This is a genomic window from Actinomadura sp. 6N118 (genome assembly GCF_044326415.1).
Lineage (GTDB): Bacteria > Actinomycetota > Actinomycetes > Streptosporangiales > Streptosporangiaceae > Spirillospora.
In genome coordinates this window covers 184,263-199,087 of sequence record NZ_JBIRAZ010000013.1, presented here as the reverse complement: position 1 = coordinate 199,087, position 14,825 = coordinate 184,263, and the positions used below count along the sequence as shown (strand labels likewise).

The window sequence follows — 14,825 nt, the reverse complement described above, 5'->3', positions numbered from 1 at the left end:
GGCTCTCCCTACTCAGCGTTCAACACTCAGCGTTCAACGCGTTCGACCTTCAACGCCGCGTCGCGATGGTCTGCCCGTAGCGGCTTCTTGTCGAACTTCCCGGTGGTGGTTTTGGGGATTTCAGGAAGAAAGGCCCAGTTCTCTGGGACCTGCCAACGGGCCACCTTTCCGTCCAGGTAACCCGCCAGGTCCGCAGCCGTGGCCGTGACACCCGGGCGCAGCACTACGCAGGCGAGCGGACGCTCGTCCCAGCGAGGGTCGGGGACGCCGATGACGGCGGCCTCGAGCACGGCCGGGTGCGCCATGAGGTGGTTCTCCAGTTCGACGGAGGAGATCCACTCGCCGCCGGACTTGATGACGTCCTTGGCCCGGTCGGTGATGTGGAAGTAGCCGCGCTCGTCGATCGTGCCGACATCGCCGGTGCGCAGCCAGCCGTCGTGGAACTTCTCCGGCGCCGGATCGCGGTGGTACGACCCGGTGATCCACGGACCGCGCACCTCGATCTCGCCGACGGACGTGCCGTCCCAGGGCAGTTCGGCACCCGCGTCGTCGACGAGCCGCATCTCCACCCCGGCCGCGACCCTGCCGGACTTCAGCCGCCAGTCCAGATCCTCGGCCGTTCCGCGGGCCACCTCGGGCGGAGGGATCGCCATGCCGCCGAGCGGGCTCGTCTCGGTCATCCCCCAGCCCTGGACGATGCGCAGCCCGTGCCGCTCCTCGAAACGTTCGAGCAGCGCGCGCGGCGCCGCCGCACCGCCGGACGTGCCCACCCGGAGCGACGACAGGTCGATCTCCTGGGCCGTCCCGTACTCCAGGATGGCGCTCCAGATCGTCGGCACGGCGGAGGCGAACGTGGTCCGCTCGGCTTTGATGAACCGGGTGAGGTGGTCAGGCTGCAGGAACCGGCCAGGCATGTGGAGCGTGGCGCCGGACAGGAACGCCGCGTACGGCAGACCCCACGCGTTCACATGGAACATGGGCACGATCGCCAGCACGCGGTCGGCCGCCGTGATGCCCTCCAGGGAGGCTGATTGGACCGCCAGCGCGTGCAAGAACGTCGAACGGTGCGAATACACCACGCCTTTGGGGTCCCCGGTGGTCCCGCTCGTGTAACACATGGAGGCGGCCGCACGCTCGTCCATCTCCGGCCACGCGTACCCGGGCTCCTCGGCCTCGACCAGGTCGTCGTAGCGCAGCACGGGAACACCCCGCCTGTTGGCCTCCAGCGCGGACGCGTCTCCACTGCCGACGACAATGAACGCGTTGACGGTGCTCAGGTCATCCACCACTCGTGCCAGGAGCGGCACCAGGCTGTCATCGACGATGACGACCTCGTCCTCGGCGTGATTGACGATGTGGGCCAGCTGGTGGGGGAAAAGCCGGATGTTGAGGGTGTGCAGGACCGCACCCATGGCGGGCACGGCGAAATAGGCCTCCAAATGTTCCTGGTGATTCCAGCAGAAGGTCGCCACCGGGTCCCCCGCTCGCACACCCAGCTTGGCGAGTGCGGCGGCGAGCCGTTCCGCGTTCTCCGCGATCCGCGCGTAGCTGGTGTGGCGTGCGCCCTCACCCGTCCAGGTGACGCACTCGCTGCCCGCGTGCACACGGGAGCCGTGGCGCAGGATGGCGGCGATCGACAGCGGGAAATCCTGCATGGTGCTGGAAATCATGACCGTTCTCCGGGGGTGGGAGTCATCCGTTGTTCAGCACATACCGACTGGTCGGTACCGTAAGCCTGGGAAAGGGCCGCGTCAATGACGGAATGTTCCCGGTAGGCTGATCGGCGATCAGCTCGGCGGAGGTGCCGGCAGGCGGAGGCGCAGGGTGACAGAGGGAGGTGCAGGGTGACGGAGACACAGGCGGGACGGGCGGAACGGGCAGCGCTCCCGATCCCCGACCGGCTGCTCGCCGTGGCGACCCGCATGTTCGCCGAAAAGGACTACGCCAGCACGTCGGTCCAGGAGATCGTCGAGGCGGCGGGCGTCACCAAGGGCGCGATGTACCACTACTTCGGCGCCAAGGACGATCTGCTCTACGAGATCTATCACCGGCTTCTCGCGATGCAGATGAGCCGGCTGGAGCGCATCGCCGACGGGCCGGGCAGTGCCGAGGAGAGGCTGCGCGCGGCCGCTCTCGACGTGCTCGAGACGAGCTTCCTGCACCTGGACGACTTCACCGTCTTCTGGCGTTCCATGCACATGCTGTCCGCCACCCGGCAGCAGGCCGTCCGCGCCGAGCGGCGGCGCTACCACGAACGGTTCCGAGGGCTGGTCGAGGAGGGGCAGCGCGCCGGCGCCTTCCGCGCCGAGCCGCCCGCCGATCTCGCCGTGCACTTCTTCTTCGGCGCCGTGCACCAGATCCCCACCTGGTATCACGCAGGCGGCCGGCTGAAGGCCGAGGCCATCAGCGTGCACTACGTCGACCTGCTCCTGGACGGTCTCCGCGGCACTGCGGATCCTCGCTGAGGCACTGAAGGCGTTGAGGGCATTGAGCGCTCGCGCGGCCTCCCCCATCACCTGGAGGTGTCAATGTTCAGGACCCCGATCGAGGTGTCCGGTCCGCTGCGCACGCCGCGCAACATGCTCACCGAGCAGACCTACGGCGACCACGCGAGCATCCATGACGAGACGACCGCGCAGCGGCTCGGCGTCGCGGGCGCGGCCATCGAAGGGCCTACGCACTTCAGCCAGTTCGACCCGCTGCTCGCCACGCTGTGGGGGCGGCGCTGGTTCGAGACCGGCTGCCTGAGCGCGCATTTCCAGGCCATCTGCACCGAGGGCGACGAGACCCGCGCGCTGGTGACGATGGACGGCCCCGCTCCATCCCGCGTCCATGTGCGCACCGAGAAGCCGGACGGCACCGTCGTCCTGTCGGGCACGGCCACCCTCGGCCCCGACGCCGGGCCGACCGCGCTGGACGAACGGCTCGCCAAGAACAGGGCGCCCGCCGCCGACCCCGTGATCCACGCGGGCTGGACGCCCGGCCGCAAGGGCGCCGCGCCGGAGCACGTGCGGATGGCGGCCGACACTCACATGGGTGACCTCTATCCGTTCACGCTCCGCCAGAAGCTGGCCTCGATCACCGAGCCCAGTTCCTGGTACGAGTCGGCGGACACTCCCTGGGGCCGCCCGATCGTGCCCGTCGAGATGGTCAGCGTGCTGGCCATGGCGACGTTCGGCGAGTCCGGGCTGACCAAGGCCGAGCCTTCGGTGGGCCTCTTCCTCGACCTGGAGATCCGCCTGCTCGCCGGCCCGGTCTTCGTCGACGAGCCGTACGTCCTCGAACGCGAGGTCGTCGCCCTCGGTGAGAGCCGCCGCACCGAGTCGGCGTGGATCCGCACCACGATCACCGCCGAGACGGGCGGGACACCGGTGGCCGAGGTCCTCCTGCACCAGGGCGTTTTCAAAGAGTCGTACCCCCACTACCCATCCGACAGGTAGCGGGGCTTCTGCCCGCGTCTCCGGAGGCGTACCGTCTGAGGAGGAGGCCGGGATGAGCGGGAAAGGACATCCGGACGTGGACGGGTCCCTCGCCGCCTGGGCACTGGACGCGTGCCCAGCGGACGAGGCTTCCCTCATCTCCGCCCACGTCGCGGATTGCGCACGCTGCACCGCGGAGGCGACACGCCTGCACGGCACCACGACGCTGCTCGCGGTGGCGGCCGAAGAGCCGCCGCCTGCGTCGCTCCGCCCGCGACTACTGACCGCCGCCCGCCGCCTCCGGGCCCCGGGCGTCGCGGTGGGGACGGTGGCAGGTCTCGCCGACGCCTACGCGGCGCAGGTCGCCCTGATGGACGAGTTGCTGATGTCGCTGAGCCCGGAACTGTGGCGGACGCCGCTCCAGCAGTACCGCTCGGTGCGGGAGCTGATCGATCATCTGACCGGGAACGACGCCAGGTTCGCCGCCGACCTCGGCCTGCCGCGACCCGTCCGGCACGGCCACCACGACGCCTGGCACGCGCAGGCGCAGGCGCTGGTCCAGGGTGTGTCCGGCGACGTCGCCCTGCTCGACCGGGAGGCCTCACTCGCCGGTGCACGGCCCGTCCGGACCTCCGCGCGCAACGCGCTCGTCCAGCGGACCTTCGAGACCTGGACGCACGCGGACGACATCCGCGCGGTCGCCGGCCGTCCCACCGTGCCGCCGCCCGCCGAGCACCTGCGGCTCATCATCGATCTCGGAACCGGGCTGCTCCCCCGGGCACTGCGCGTGCTCGGCCTCGAACACCCGGGATCGACCGCGCGCCTGGTGCTCACCGGCCCGGGTTCGGGCGAGTGGGCGGTGCCACTGGCGCTGGGCGGCGAACCCGGCCTGCCCGACGTCACCATCACTGCCGTCGCCGAACACTTCTGCCGCCTGCTCGCCGGGCGCCACCAGCCCGGGAACTTCCCGCACCGGGCGGAGGGCGACCCGGCCGTCGTCGCGGACGTCCTGCACGCCGCGTCGACCCTCGGCTGCGACTAGGGAGCCACACGTCCGAGCTGCGTTTTAATGTGAGCCCATGGACGCGCTGACCGATCTTCTCGACGGGCCCCGGGCCCGGGGGGCCTTCATGTTGCGGGCGATGCTCGACCCGCCCTGGTCCCTGCGCATCGAGGACGAGGCGCCCCTCTGCGTGATCGCCGTGGTCAAGGGCGAGGCGTGGATGATCCCGGATGACGGCGACGCCCTCCGGCTCGGCCGCGGGGACATCGCGATCACCAGCGGGTCCGGCCACTACACGGTCGCCGACGACCGCATGACACCGCCGCAGGTGGTGATCCACCCCGGCGACAAGTGCACGACGCTCTACGGCGAGCCGCTCCGGGAGAAGATGGCGCTGGGCGTCCGCACCTGGGGCAACAGCGCCGATGGCGAGTCGGTGATGCTCATCGGCACATACCACATGCGCGGCGAGATCACCCAGCGGCTGCTGGCGGCACTGCCGCCGCTGGTGGTGCTGCCGGCGGACGCCTGGGACAACACCCTCCTCACGTTCCTCGGCCAGGAGATCGGCAAGGACGACCCCGGGCAGGAGGCCGTCCTCGACCGGCTGCTCGACCTGCTCCTGATCTCGTCGCTGCGGTCCTGGTTCGCCCGGCCGGGGGCGAACGCGCCGGGCTGGTACAAGGCGCACGGCGACCCGGTCGTCGGTCCCGCGCTCCAGCTGCTCCACGACGACATGGCGCATCCGTGGACGGTGGCCTCGCTCGCCGCCAAGACCAGCGTCTCCCGCGCGGCGCTCGCCCAGCGTTTCGGCAAGCTCGTCGGCGAGCCGCCCATGGCGTACCTCACGGGGCTGCGGCTCGCGCAGGCCGCGGACATGCTGCGCGAGACCGACAGCACCCTGGAGGCGGTGGCCCGGAAGGTCGGCTACAGCAACGCCTTCGCGCTGAGCACGGCGTTCAAGCGTGTCCGCGGCCTCAGCCCCCAGGAGTACCGCGCACGCGGCATCGCCTGAGCGCCAGAAGCCGGAGCCGGCCTGGGGCTGGGGCTGCGGCTGGCCGATCCGTCACCTGCCCAGCCGGGCGGTGCTGCTCGCGGTACCGCCCGCCTTGGCCTCGAACGCCACGGCCAGGACTCCCCGATGTGGCGGCGGTGCGCCGGGGACGGTCACGGTCATGAGCCCTGCCCGGCGGACAACGATCTCCTTGCTGCCGAGGATCTTCCCGTCCCAGACGTACGCGTAGGCCGTGCCCGGACCGGTCGATCGCAGCCGGAACGTCGTCTTGCCACCGGAGACGATCGGCTTCCCGCTGATCCGCGCGGTGTCCCATCGCGGCGCGGCCCGGCCCCCGGCCAGCGGGATCCCGGTCTCGGCCGCCTGGATGATCGAGAGCGGCGAGTTCTGCGACAACGCCGCCTCGGCCGGCATCACCGGCGGCGGGGCCGTGTCCGGCATGCCCGGCGGCGGTACGTGTCCGGGGAGCGTGGTGAGGCCCCATCGGTACGGATCTCCCTGGACGCCGCCCCAGGTGGACCAGCCGATGCGGGTCTGGCCGGTCTTGTCCTGGGTGTCGGAGTCGTAGACGAAGACGTTCAGCGCCATCCGCGACGGGTCGACCGCGGCCGGGAGCACCGTGAACGGGATCTTTGCCTCCACCGTGTATCCGGTGTACGGCTCGGAGACGGCGGCGGCGACCTCCATGCCGGGCGCGGTCTCCTTGCCCGGTCCCTGGTGGTGGTCCGCGTCGCGTTCGAAGCACGGCTTGCCGTCGGCCATCGCAGGGAAGATTCCGGTCTTGAACGTGGTGGACGTGTTCTCGGAGTCGCCGCGCGGGTCGATGGCGATCTCGACGGAGTCGGTGCGCCAGTGCCGCTTGCAGTCGTCCGCCCCGAGCACGGTGCCCCGCTTGTCGTCACGCACGTTCACGAGCATGTGCAGGGCGTCGCCGGTCCACGTCACCTTGCCTGTGGCGGAGCAGTCCGCGGCCGACTCGCACGCGCTGCCCTCCCAGACCCGGGAGAGGTCCAGCGTGGGACCGGCGTACTCGCCGGGGCTCTCCTTCCCATCGGTCTGGGGCGCCGTTCCCGCCTTGGGAAGCACCGCCACCGGCACGAGTTCCAGCGCGGCCTTCCGCACGCTCGGCGGGCCGGAGCCGCTGGTGGTGGTGATCGTGTAGTCGTAGTCGCCGTTCACGCCGCCCTGATTGGAAGTCGGCAGCGAAGCATCAGTGTTCTCCACCGTGAAGGTCACCGCGCCCTTGGCTCCAGCGGCCAGTTCGTACGGCTTGGTGGCCGCGTCGGCGGCGAAGCCCGCCGGCAGGCCGAGTTCAACGGTGCCGGACTGAGCCGAGGACGAGGTGTTGGCCAGGTCGACCCGTACCTTGCGTGACTGGCCCGACCCCAGCGTGAGCACGCGCTTCATCCGGCCGATAAGACCAGGCACGCCGGTCTTCTGCGCCCAGGCATCGAAGTCGGCGACGCGGGGCAGCGGCTCCTGCTCTCCGGTGACGGCGGGCCCGGGTTCCGGCTTGGGAGGGCTGGGCCGTTCACGGCTGTGCACCTCGGTGAAGTAGTCACATCCGATCTTGGCCGGGTCGGCGGGGACGTCGGGGAATCCGCCCCAGCCCTGGCTCACGTACACCCGCTGGGCCTCGCGTTCCACCTGCGCCCAGGTCTTACCTCCGTTTCGCGGCGACGCCCGGCCACCCCAGACACCGATGACGGTGGCCTTGGGGTCGGCCGGTGTGAAGTCGGTGACGCAGGACGGACCGGCCGGCCCGGTCGCCCCGCCTGTGATCAGGAGCCGCCGCGCGGCCCAGGGGTGCGGCACGTCCTTGGGACCGGCCTTGGCGTCGGCGGCGGCGAAGTAGGCCTCGATGGCCAGGCGCGCGGCCTCCTGGTGATGTCCGTGCTGCCCGGGCAGCGGCGCCGGCTCCATGGTGACGATCGTCTTCGGCCGGGTCTCGCGTACCAACCGGACGACCTTCTCGAGCGTCGCCTGGTGGTTCCAGGACTCGGCCGCCAGGGGCGCGCTCACCGTGTAGTAGAAGTCGACCTTGTCCAGGTAGTGCACGTCCTTGATGCCCGCCTTGCCGACCGCGCGGCGTTCCTCGTCCTCGCGCAGCAGGCCGAGAGGCGGGCCTTCCTCCGTGCCGACCGCGTTGCCGCCGCCCTCCCCACGGGTGACAGTGAGCATGCCGACACGAGCGCCATCGAACTCGTTCCACTGGCCGTACGTCGACAGACCGCTCGCCTCATCGTCGGGGTGCGCCCCGACGAACAGGACGTCCAGCCTGCCCTTCTCAGATGGCCGCGCCGCCAGCGCCGGGACGGCCGTGAGGGCCGTTCCCGCGAGCACGACGGCGAGCGCGGCGGGGAGGACGGCGGGCAGGGCGAGTCTCCTCATGGGGTACTCCTACTCCTTGATGGCCCCCGAGAGCATTCCGGCGATGAACCGCCGCTGCAGGAAGACGTAGACGGCCACGATCGGCGCCGCGATGATGAGCGCCCCGGCCATCAGCTGGGCGTAGTCGGTCTTGTGCGCGCCCTGGAAGAACGACAGCCCGAGCGGGGCGGTGCGCAGCCCCTCGTCGGAGTTGAGAATCACCAGCGGCAGCAGGAACTCGTTCCACGTCCACATCGAGGTGAGCAGCACCATGGTGAGGATCGCGGGCCCGCCCATCGGGACCAGCACGCGCCACAACGTCGTCCAGCTCGACGCCCCGTCCATCCTGGCCGCCTCGATGAGCGAACGCGGGCAGGCGCGGAAGTAGGCGCGCATCCAGAACGACCCGAACGCCACCGACTGGGCGATCTGCGGCAGGATCACACCCGCGTAGGTGTTGTCCAGGTTGAGCGAGCGCAGGTCGAAGTAGAGCGGGATCACGACGGCCTCGGTCGGGATGGTCAGCCCGGCGAGGAACAGCAGGAACAACACGCCCGAGCCGCGCGGCGCCAGCACGCCGAGCGCGTATCCCGTCATGATCGACAGAACCGTCGCGACGGCGACCGTGGCGGCGGTGACGATGAGGCTGTTGCGCATGTACGTCGCGAAGTGTCCTTCCCGCCACGCCTCCCGGAACGTCGACAGGTCGAACCCCGGCAGCTGGAACGCCTGCGCCACGACGGCCACCAGCGGGAACACCGCGATGACCGCGAACACGACGAGGATCGTGTGGTTGAGGATCAGCTCCCGGCGGGCGGTCATGGACACGCGGGTCACGCGCTCCTCCCCTCGGCGAGGCGGCTGATGCCGGCGGTGAGCAGGAAGATGAGCGCGGCCAGCGTGATGCCGATCGCGCACGCCAGCCCGACCTCGCCGGTGTTGAACGCCCGGTTGTAGACCTCGTACGCCGGGACCTTGGTCTCCTCCCCCGGGCCGCCCTTGGTGGTCACGAAGATCAGGTCGAAGTTCCGCAGCGCCGCGGCGGTGGTGAGCGTCAGCGCGACCGCGAGCTCCCGGCGCAGCCCCGGCAGCGTGACCGCGAAGAACTCGCGGACCGGGCCCGCTCCGTCGATGCGGGCCGCCTCGTACAGCTCGCGCGGGATCTTCTGCACCCCGGCCAGGAACAGGACCATCGCCAGGCCGATCTCGACCCAGGTCCCGACGAGGCCGACCGCCGGGAGCGCGAAGGTGAAGTCGCCGAGCCAGCCCCGGGACCAGTCCGGGAACCCGAGCCGGTGCAGGCCGCGCAGCACGGAGTTGACCGGGCCGTCCGGGGAGTAGACCCACTGCCAGGCGACCGCCACGGCGACCATCGCCACGACCTGGGGCAGGAACAGCACCGTCCGGAAGAACGTGAGCCCCCTGATCCGGCTCCGCGACACCGCGCCGACGAGCACGAACGCGATCAGGCACGGGATGACCGCGTAGAACACGATCAGGATCAGGGCGTGGCCGAACGCACCGCGCAGGGACGGGTCGGTCAGCGTCTTGGTGTAGTTGGACAGCCCCGCCCACGTACCGGTGCTGATCCCGTCCCACTCGTACAGCGAAAACCAGAAGCCGCGCACGAGAGGCCAGAGCAGGAACGCGGCGTACACCAGCAAGGCGGGCAGCACGTAAAGCCAGCCGATGTTGCGCGGCTCACCGGGAGGCCTGCCACGGCGGGAGTCGTCTTTGGCGGGCGTCACTTCTTCTTCAGGAATTCGGCGTAGTCCTTCTGCGCGTCGCCGAGTGCCTGCTGCGGAGTCGCCCTTCCGGCGATGAGCCGCTGGAGCGGCCCGCCGAAGGTATCGGCGAGGTTCGGCGTCGCGTAGTCGATGTACGGGGTGATCCCGTCACTCTTGCTCAGCTCCGCCCACGCGGCGGCGATCTCCTTCATCACCACGCCGTCCGGCTGCTTGGACGGGGGTGCCAGAGCGGGCAGGTTGCCGGTCTCGACGGAGACGTCCATCGCCTCCGGTGAGGTGATGAAGTTGATGTAGGCAGCCGCGACGTCCGGATGCTTGGACTTCGCCGTGATCGAGAACGGCAGGCTCTCCCCGCCCATCGTGACCGGCGCTCCGCCGGCCTGCGCCGGCGGCGGCAGCATGAAGCCGACCTTGTCGCCAAGCTTGTCCTTGAGGTCGGCGGCCCACCACGTGCCGCCGACCATGAAGACGCCCTGGCCCTTGGCGAAGTTGAGCGGGGTGTCGTCCCACTTGATGGCGTTGGCGTCTTTGTTGAGGTAGCCCTGCTTGGCCCAGTCGGCCAGCTTCTGCGCCGCCTGGACGTTCGGCTGGTCGGTCCAGGAGCCGCCCTTGCCGAAGACGAGGTTGCGCACCGCCTCCTTGCCCGCCGTCTGGTCCTGGATGATCCCGTACATCTGCATCGCGGGAAGCTTCTCCAGGTTGCCGAACGCCAGCGGCAGCTCTCCCTTGCTCTTGGCGGTGCCGAGTGCCTGCTCGAACTCGGCCCACGTCTTCGGTGGCTGGAGCCCGACCTTGGCCAGCTTGTCCTTGTTGTAGTAGATGCCGACGATCTCGCCGTTCAGCGAGACGCCGTAGAGGTTGCCGCCGCCGATGGACTTGCCGTCGGGGGTGACGCTGTTGAGGTCCATCAGGCTCTTCGGGTAGCGCTTCTTCCACCCGTAGACCTGGTCGTAGGAGTCGAGCGGGAGCAGCAGGCCGCCCTTCACGACCTGGCCCATGGCGGCGTAGCCCTGGTTGGCCTGGACGACGTCGGGCGGGTTGTCGCCGGAGAGCGCGAGCCGCAGGGTCTTCTGCAGGTCGGTGAACGACCGCGCCACCCGATTGATCTTGACGTTGGGATACGTGGCCTGGAACCGGGCGTTCAGAGTGTCGATCTGCTTGCGCTGCCCGCCCTGGATCTCCTGATCCCAGACGGTGAGCGTGACGTTGCCGGCCTTGGCGACGTCGGTGCTGACCGCGGCGGGCGGCTTGCTCGCGGGCTTGTCGTTGTCCGAGCCCGGCGCGCACGCCGTGACGAGACCGAGGCCGAGCACGGCGGCGACCGCTGTGCCGAGCGTGCCTCTTCTTCGACCTCCACGGCCTCTCCGACCTCTCCGACCGACCGGTTCCAGGACCACGTGCGGCTCCTTTTCAGCAGGTGGGGTCTCCGCCTCCGGAACGGGCTACTTCTCCGGGACGAAGAGGCGGACGTCGTCGATCTGCGCGTTGCCCTCGTAGAAGTTCATGTGCGGGTCGCCGATGATGAAGTGGTCGGGGTACGCCGATCCGGCGGGCCAGGTGTCCTTGTCGACGAGCGTCCCGCCGGCGCCGCTCCAGGTCCACTCCGCGTTGAAGCGGCCGTCGTAGTCCTCGGCCTTCTGGTTGTAGTGCCAGATCGGCTCGCCGTCCTGGACGAACGACCTGGTGTAGCGGAACGTGGCTTGCCCCACGTGAGCGAAGTTGCCCGACATCTCCATGGTGTATGCGCCGTTTCGGCGTTCGATGGCGAACTTGTACGGCTCGGCCGGCAACAATTCCGGCCGCAGGTCCACCTGGGAGACGATCGCCTTGCCCTTGGCGAAGCCGCACTCGCTCTCCATGAGGTACTCGGTGCCCGGCTGGTTGGCGTAGCGGCGGTCATCGGTCATGAAGATGGCGTTGACACCGTTGCCGGTGCTGGCGCCGTACGGCTCGAACTGCTTGGTCACCGGGTTGCACACGCGAAGACCGGTGCCGGTGTACTTGTAACGGTTGTAGGAGTCCATCGCCACCTTGCGGTGGGTATGGATGAACACGTTGTTGTGGGGAGCGGGGCGCGCGTAATCCATGATGCCGAGGTAGTAGAACCCGTTGGCGTCGGTGCGCACATCGAACCACGAGCACTCGGGCCTGGAGAAGTCACCGCCGGACGCCCACGGATGGTTGGTCTTGCAGCCCTCCGGCGAGTAGCCGTTGATCCGGCCGTCCGGGTAGTCCCACGAGCCGCCGCGCTGGCCGCCGAAGTCGAGCCCGCGCAACGTCATCTCGACGCGGTACTCGGCGGGCAGCGGCTTGGACGACCGGACCAGCACGCCGCCCTTGTGACTCGGCTCGTCCATGCGCGCGACGCCGTCGCGGGTCGCCAGTGTCGGGGGCGCGTCGGGCTTCCCGTCGCCGTCCTCGTCACGTGCGGCGAGCTCGGCGGTGAGCCAGCCGCGGGCACCGAAGCTGAACGACTTGCGGTAGGTGTTCACCTTCGCCAGTTGCTCGCGGAAGGCGGGACCGCCGACCGTCTCGAAGAAGGCTCCGTCGTTGTCGTAGACGTCCACGTTGTAGGGGCTGGCGGGACCGTCGTCGTCGCGGAACCACGCCGCGTGCCGGTCGTCCACGTGCCGGTTGAACGGCTCGGCCGCGAGCAGCCGCCAGCCGTCCGGGCCGGTACCGGTACCGGTGCCGCTCCCGGGAGCCGCGTAGGCCGCCGGCGCGGCGACCAGGGCGAGGGGCAGGGTGAGGGCAGCGACGCCTCGGGTGAACGCCGTCATGCCACCGTCTCCATCATGTTCCGTCATCTCCTCACGTGGCGCTGCGAAGATCCAGACGAATCGTTCGCGACGCTAACCCACACCCCCGCCCGGCACCAGGCACAGATGTTCACAAAAGTGGTATTGACCAGTCGGCCGAACTGGCCTTACCGTTGCCGCCAACCGAACGGCATCGCAGGGGGTGAACGGCATGACGATCGCTGGTGACGAGGGCGCTGCGAACACCAAAAGGCGGACGGTCCGCCGTGAGCTTCTCGCGATGCTGGACGGGCTCGACGTCGGCGACGCACTGCCGTCGGAGCGGCGGCTGGCCGAGACGCTGGGCGTCTCCCGGCCGACGCTCCGGGCGGCGATCGACGATCTGGTCGCCGACGGCCTGCTCGACCGGCGGCACGGCAGCGGCACCTACGTGGCCGAGCCGCGGATCGCGGTGCCGCTGACCATGACCTCGTTCACCGAGGACATGATCCGGCGCGGCATGAAGCCGGGCGGCCGGGTGCTCTCGTTCCGCACCGCGTCGGCCGGCGCCAAGATCGGCCGCCGGCTGTCCGTCTCACCCGTCGAAGAGGTATTTACCATTCGCCGGTTGCGGCTCGCCGACGGCGCGTCGATGGCCATCGAGACCCTCTACACCCCCACCGAACTGCTGCCCGGCCTGCGGAAGGAGGACCTCGAGGGCAGCTCGTTCTACGACCTGCTGCGGGGCCGCGGCATCGTGATCGCCTCCGGCACCGAGACCATCGAGCCGACCGTCACCACTGAGGAGGAGGCCGCCGACCTCGGCGTCCCGGTGCACACGCCCGCCTTCCTCTTCGAACGGGTCACCCGCGACGAGCGCGGCCGGCCCCTGGAGTACGTCCGCTCCGTCTACCGCGGCGACCGCTACCGGCTCGAAATCGACCTGCGGCCGCCGTCGACCTGACAGCCCGTCACCGACTCCCACCGTTCCACCCGCGCTGACGGGGGCGACAGCGCGCACCTGAATCCCGAGGTGACGCCACCGTGGACATCATCAAGGACATCCTCACCTTCCTCGCCGACAACGTGTTCGGCCAGGTGCCCATCCTCATCGGCCTCATCACGCTCGCCGGGCTGCTGCTGCAGCGCAAGCGCTTCGAGGACACGCTGGCAGGCGCCCTGCGCGCCACGATCGGCGTCGTCATCCTCTTCATCGGCGTCGATGTCTTCGTCGGCGGCCTCACCAGCTTCCAGACCGTGCTCGCGAGCGCGATGGACACCGAACCGCCGAAGGCCAAGCACACGCTGACCGGCTTCCTCGCCGAGCAGGGCGGCACCGTCGCGCTCGTCATCACGGTGGCGTTCCTCGTCCACGTGCTGCTCGTGCGGCTCTTCCCGGCGGCCCGGTACCTCTACCTGACCGGCCACCTGATGTTCTGGATCAGCACGGTCACGGTCGCCTCCCTGGTGACGATCGCTCCGGACGCCGACCAGCTCACGCTGGTCCTGTGCGGCGCGGGCTTCGTCGCCTCCTACTGGACGCTGCAGCCGCTGTGGATGCGGCCGCTGATGCGCAAGGTCATGCCCGACGACCGGTTCGGGTACGCGCACACGAGCTCGCTCGCGTGCCTGGTGACCGGCCTCGTCGCCCGCCCCCTGGGTGACCGCGAGAAGCACGACACCGAGAAGCTCAAGCTCCCGCGGCAGCTGTCGTTCTTCAAGGACATCAACGTCTCCACCGCCCTGGTGATCTCGGCCATCATGCTCATCGCGGTCGCGCTCGCCGACAAGGCGGTGGTCACCAAGCTGGCCGCCGAGATGGACCCGAAGCTGTCGCCGTGGGTGTGGGGGCTGCTGGTCGGTCTGCGCTTCGCGGGCGGCATCGCGATCCTGCTCTTCGGCGTGCGCATGTTCCTCGCGGAGATCATCCCCGCGTTCAAGGGCCTCAGCGACAAGGTGATCCCGGGCACCCGCCCGGCGCTCGACGCGCCCACCGTCTTCCCTGTCGCGCCCACCGCGGTGATGCTCGGCTTCGTGTCCGCGACCTCGGTGTTCCTCGCCTGCCTCGGCGTCTTCGCCGCCGCGGACTGGTTCACCCTCGCCCCACCCATGATCATGCTCTTCTTCGTCGGCGGCGCGGCCGCCCTCTTCGGCAACGTCGTCGCGGGCTGGCGCGGCGCCGTGCTCGGCGGCGTCCTGACCGGCCTCATCCTGGCGATCGGCCAGGCCGTCACGTGGGGCATGTACGAGTCGACCGCCCCTGAGCTGGCCACGCTCGCCGACCCCGACTGGTACGCGATCGCCTGGCTGCTCAAGGGCCTCGACCCCGTCATCGGCGGCGCGTCCATCTGGGCCGTCCCCGTCGTCGCGATGGCCGCCACCGTCGCCACCCTGCTCATCCTCGGCCGCCGTGAGAAGGCCAGAGCCACCCAGGAGGCCACGCGGCAAGAGCCCGGGAAGCGCATAGGGAAGATTTCATAAAGTGTCGGCGATTCCTTCAAGGAAAGGAAACAGCACTATGGCATGATGCGG

Annotated in this window: 12 protein-coding genes; 6 read left to right on the top strand and 6 right to left on the bottom strand. The window is 69.8% G+C overall.

Going from position 1 to position 14,825, the window contains the following annotated elements:
• Window positions 1-26 precede the first annotated feature (26 nt).
• A complete protein-coding gene (locus tag ACH34W_RS31515; RefSeq protein WP_395964771.1) occupies window positions 27-1,670 on the bottom strand; it encodes a long-chain fatty acid--CoA ligase in 1,644 nt (547 codons plus the stop codon).
• A 174-nt stretch (window positions 1,671-1,844) separates the two neighbouring features.
• On the opposite strand from ACH34W_RS31515, the gene ACH34W_RS31510 reads away from it, so the two are divergent.
• The 4 genes from ACH34W_RS31510 to ACH34W_RS31495 all read left to right on the top strand — a co-directional run bounded on the left by ACH34W_RS31510 (window position 1,845) and on the right by ACH34W_RS31495 (window position 5,437).
• Window positions 1,845-2,465, top strand: coding sequence for a TetR/AcrR family transcriptional regulator (locus ACH34W_RS31510; RefSeq protein ID WP_395964770.1), 621 nt, complete (start codon window positions 1,845-1,847; stop codon window positions 2,463-2,465).
• A gap of 63 nt (window positions 2,466-2,528) precedes the next feature.
• On the top strand, window positions 2,529-3,440 hold the full coding sequence (locus ACH34W_RS31505) for a hypothetical protein (RefSeq protein ID WP_395964769.1): 912 nt from the start codon (window positions 2,529-2,531) through the stop codon (window positions 3,438-3,440).
• Between the two features lie 52 nt (window positions 3,441-3,492).
• Window positions 3,493-4,461, top strand: coding sequence for a maleylpyruvate isomerase family mycothiol-dependent enzyme (locus tag ACH34W_RS31500; protein WP_395964768.1), 969 nt, complete (start codon window positions 3,493-3,495; stop codon window positions 4,459-4,461).
• Window positions 4,462-4,498: 37 nt separating this feature from the next.
• A complete protein-coding gene (locus ACH34W_RS31495) occupies window positions 4,499-5,437 on the top strand; it encodes a cupin domain-containing protein (RefSeq protein ID WP_395964767.1) in 939 nt (312 codons plus the stop codon).
• A 51-nt stretch (window positions 5,438-5,488) separates the two neighbouring features.
• Here ACH34W_RS31495 and ACH34W_RS31490 read toward each other — a convergent pair whose 3' ends face one another.
• The 5 genes from ACH34W_RS31490 to ACH34W_RS31470 all read right to left on the bottom strand — a co-directional run bounded on the left by ACH34W_RS31490 (window position 5,489) and on the right by ACH34W_RS31470 (window position 12,335).
• Window positions 5,489-7,828, bottom strand: a complete 2,340-nt coding sequence (locus tag ACH34W_RS31490) for a sugar-binding protein (protein WP_395964766.1) — start codon at window positions 7,826-7,828, stop codon at window positions 5,489-5,491.
• A 9-nt stretch (window positions 7,829-7,837) separates the two neighbouring features.
• Window positions 7,838-8,644, bottom strand: a complete 807-nt coding sequence (locus ACH34W_RS31485; protein ID WP_395964765.1) for a carbohydrate ABC transporter permease — start codon at window positions 8,642-8,644, stop codon at window positions 7,838-7,840.
• Window positions 8,641-9,555: a carbohydrate ABC transporter permease gene (locus tag ACH34W_RS31480; protein WP_395964764.1), complete on the bottom strand. Its 915-nt coding sequence runs from the start codon at window positions 9,553-9,555 to the stop codon at window positions 8,641-8,643. The genes ACH34W_RS31485 and ACH34W_RS31480 overlap by 4 nt, the downstream gene beginning before the upstream one ends.
• Window positions 9,552-10,868, bottom strand: coding sequence for an extracellular solute-binding protein (locus ACH34W_RS31475; RefSeq protein ID WP_395964763.1), 1,317 nt, complete (start codon window positions 10,866-10,868; stop codon window positions 9,552-9,554). Before ACH34W_RS31475 ends, ACH34W_RS31480 begins: the two co-directional genes overlap by 4 nt.
• A 129-nt stretch (window positions 10,869-10,997) precedes the next feature.
• Entirely contained in the window at window positions 10,998-12,335 is a 1,338-nt protein-coding gene (locus ACH34W_RS31470; RefSeq protein ID WP_395964762.1) for a hypothetical protein, read from the bottom strand.
• Window positions 12,336-12,525: 190 nt separating this feature from the next.
• Here ACH34W_RS31470 and ACH34W_RS31465 point away from each other — a divergent pair, with 190 nt between their 5' ends.
• Window positions 12,526-13,257 carry a GntR family transcriptional regulator gene (locus ACH34W_RS31465; RefSeq protein ID WP_395964761.1) on the top strand — a complete coding sequence of 244 codons (732 nt, stop codon included), beginning with the start codon at window positions 12,526-12,528 and terminating at the stop codon, window positions 13,255-13,257.
• Between the two features lie 80 nt (window positions 13,258-13,337).
• The gene (locus ACH34W_RS31460) at window positions 13,338-14,774 is read left to right on the top strand and encodes a PTS ascorbate transporter subunit IIC (protein ID WP_395964760.1); all 1,437 of its coding nucleotides are present in this window, start codon (window positions 13,338-13,340) and stop codon (window positions 14,772-14,774) included.
• Window positions 14,775-14,825: the final 51 nt, after the last annotated feature.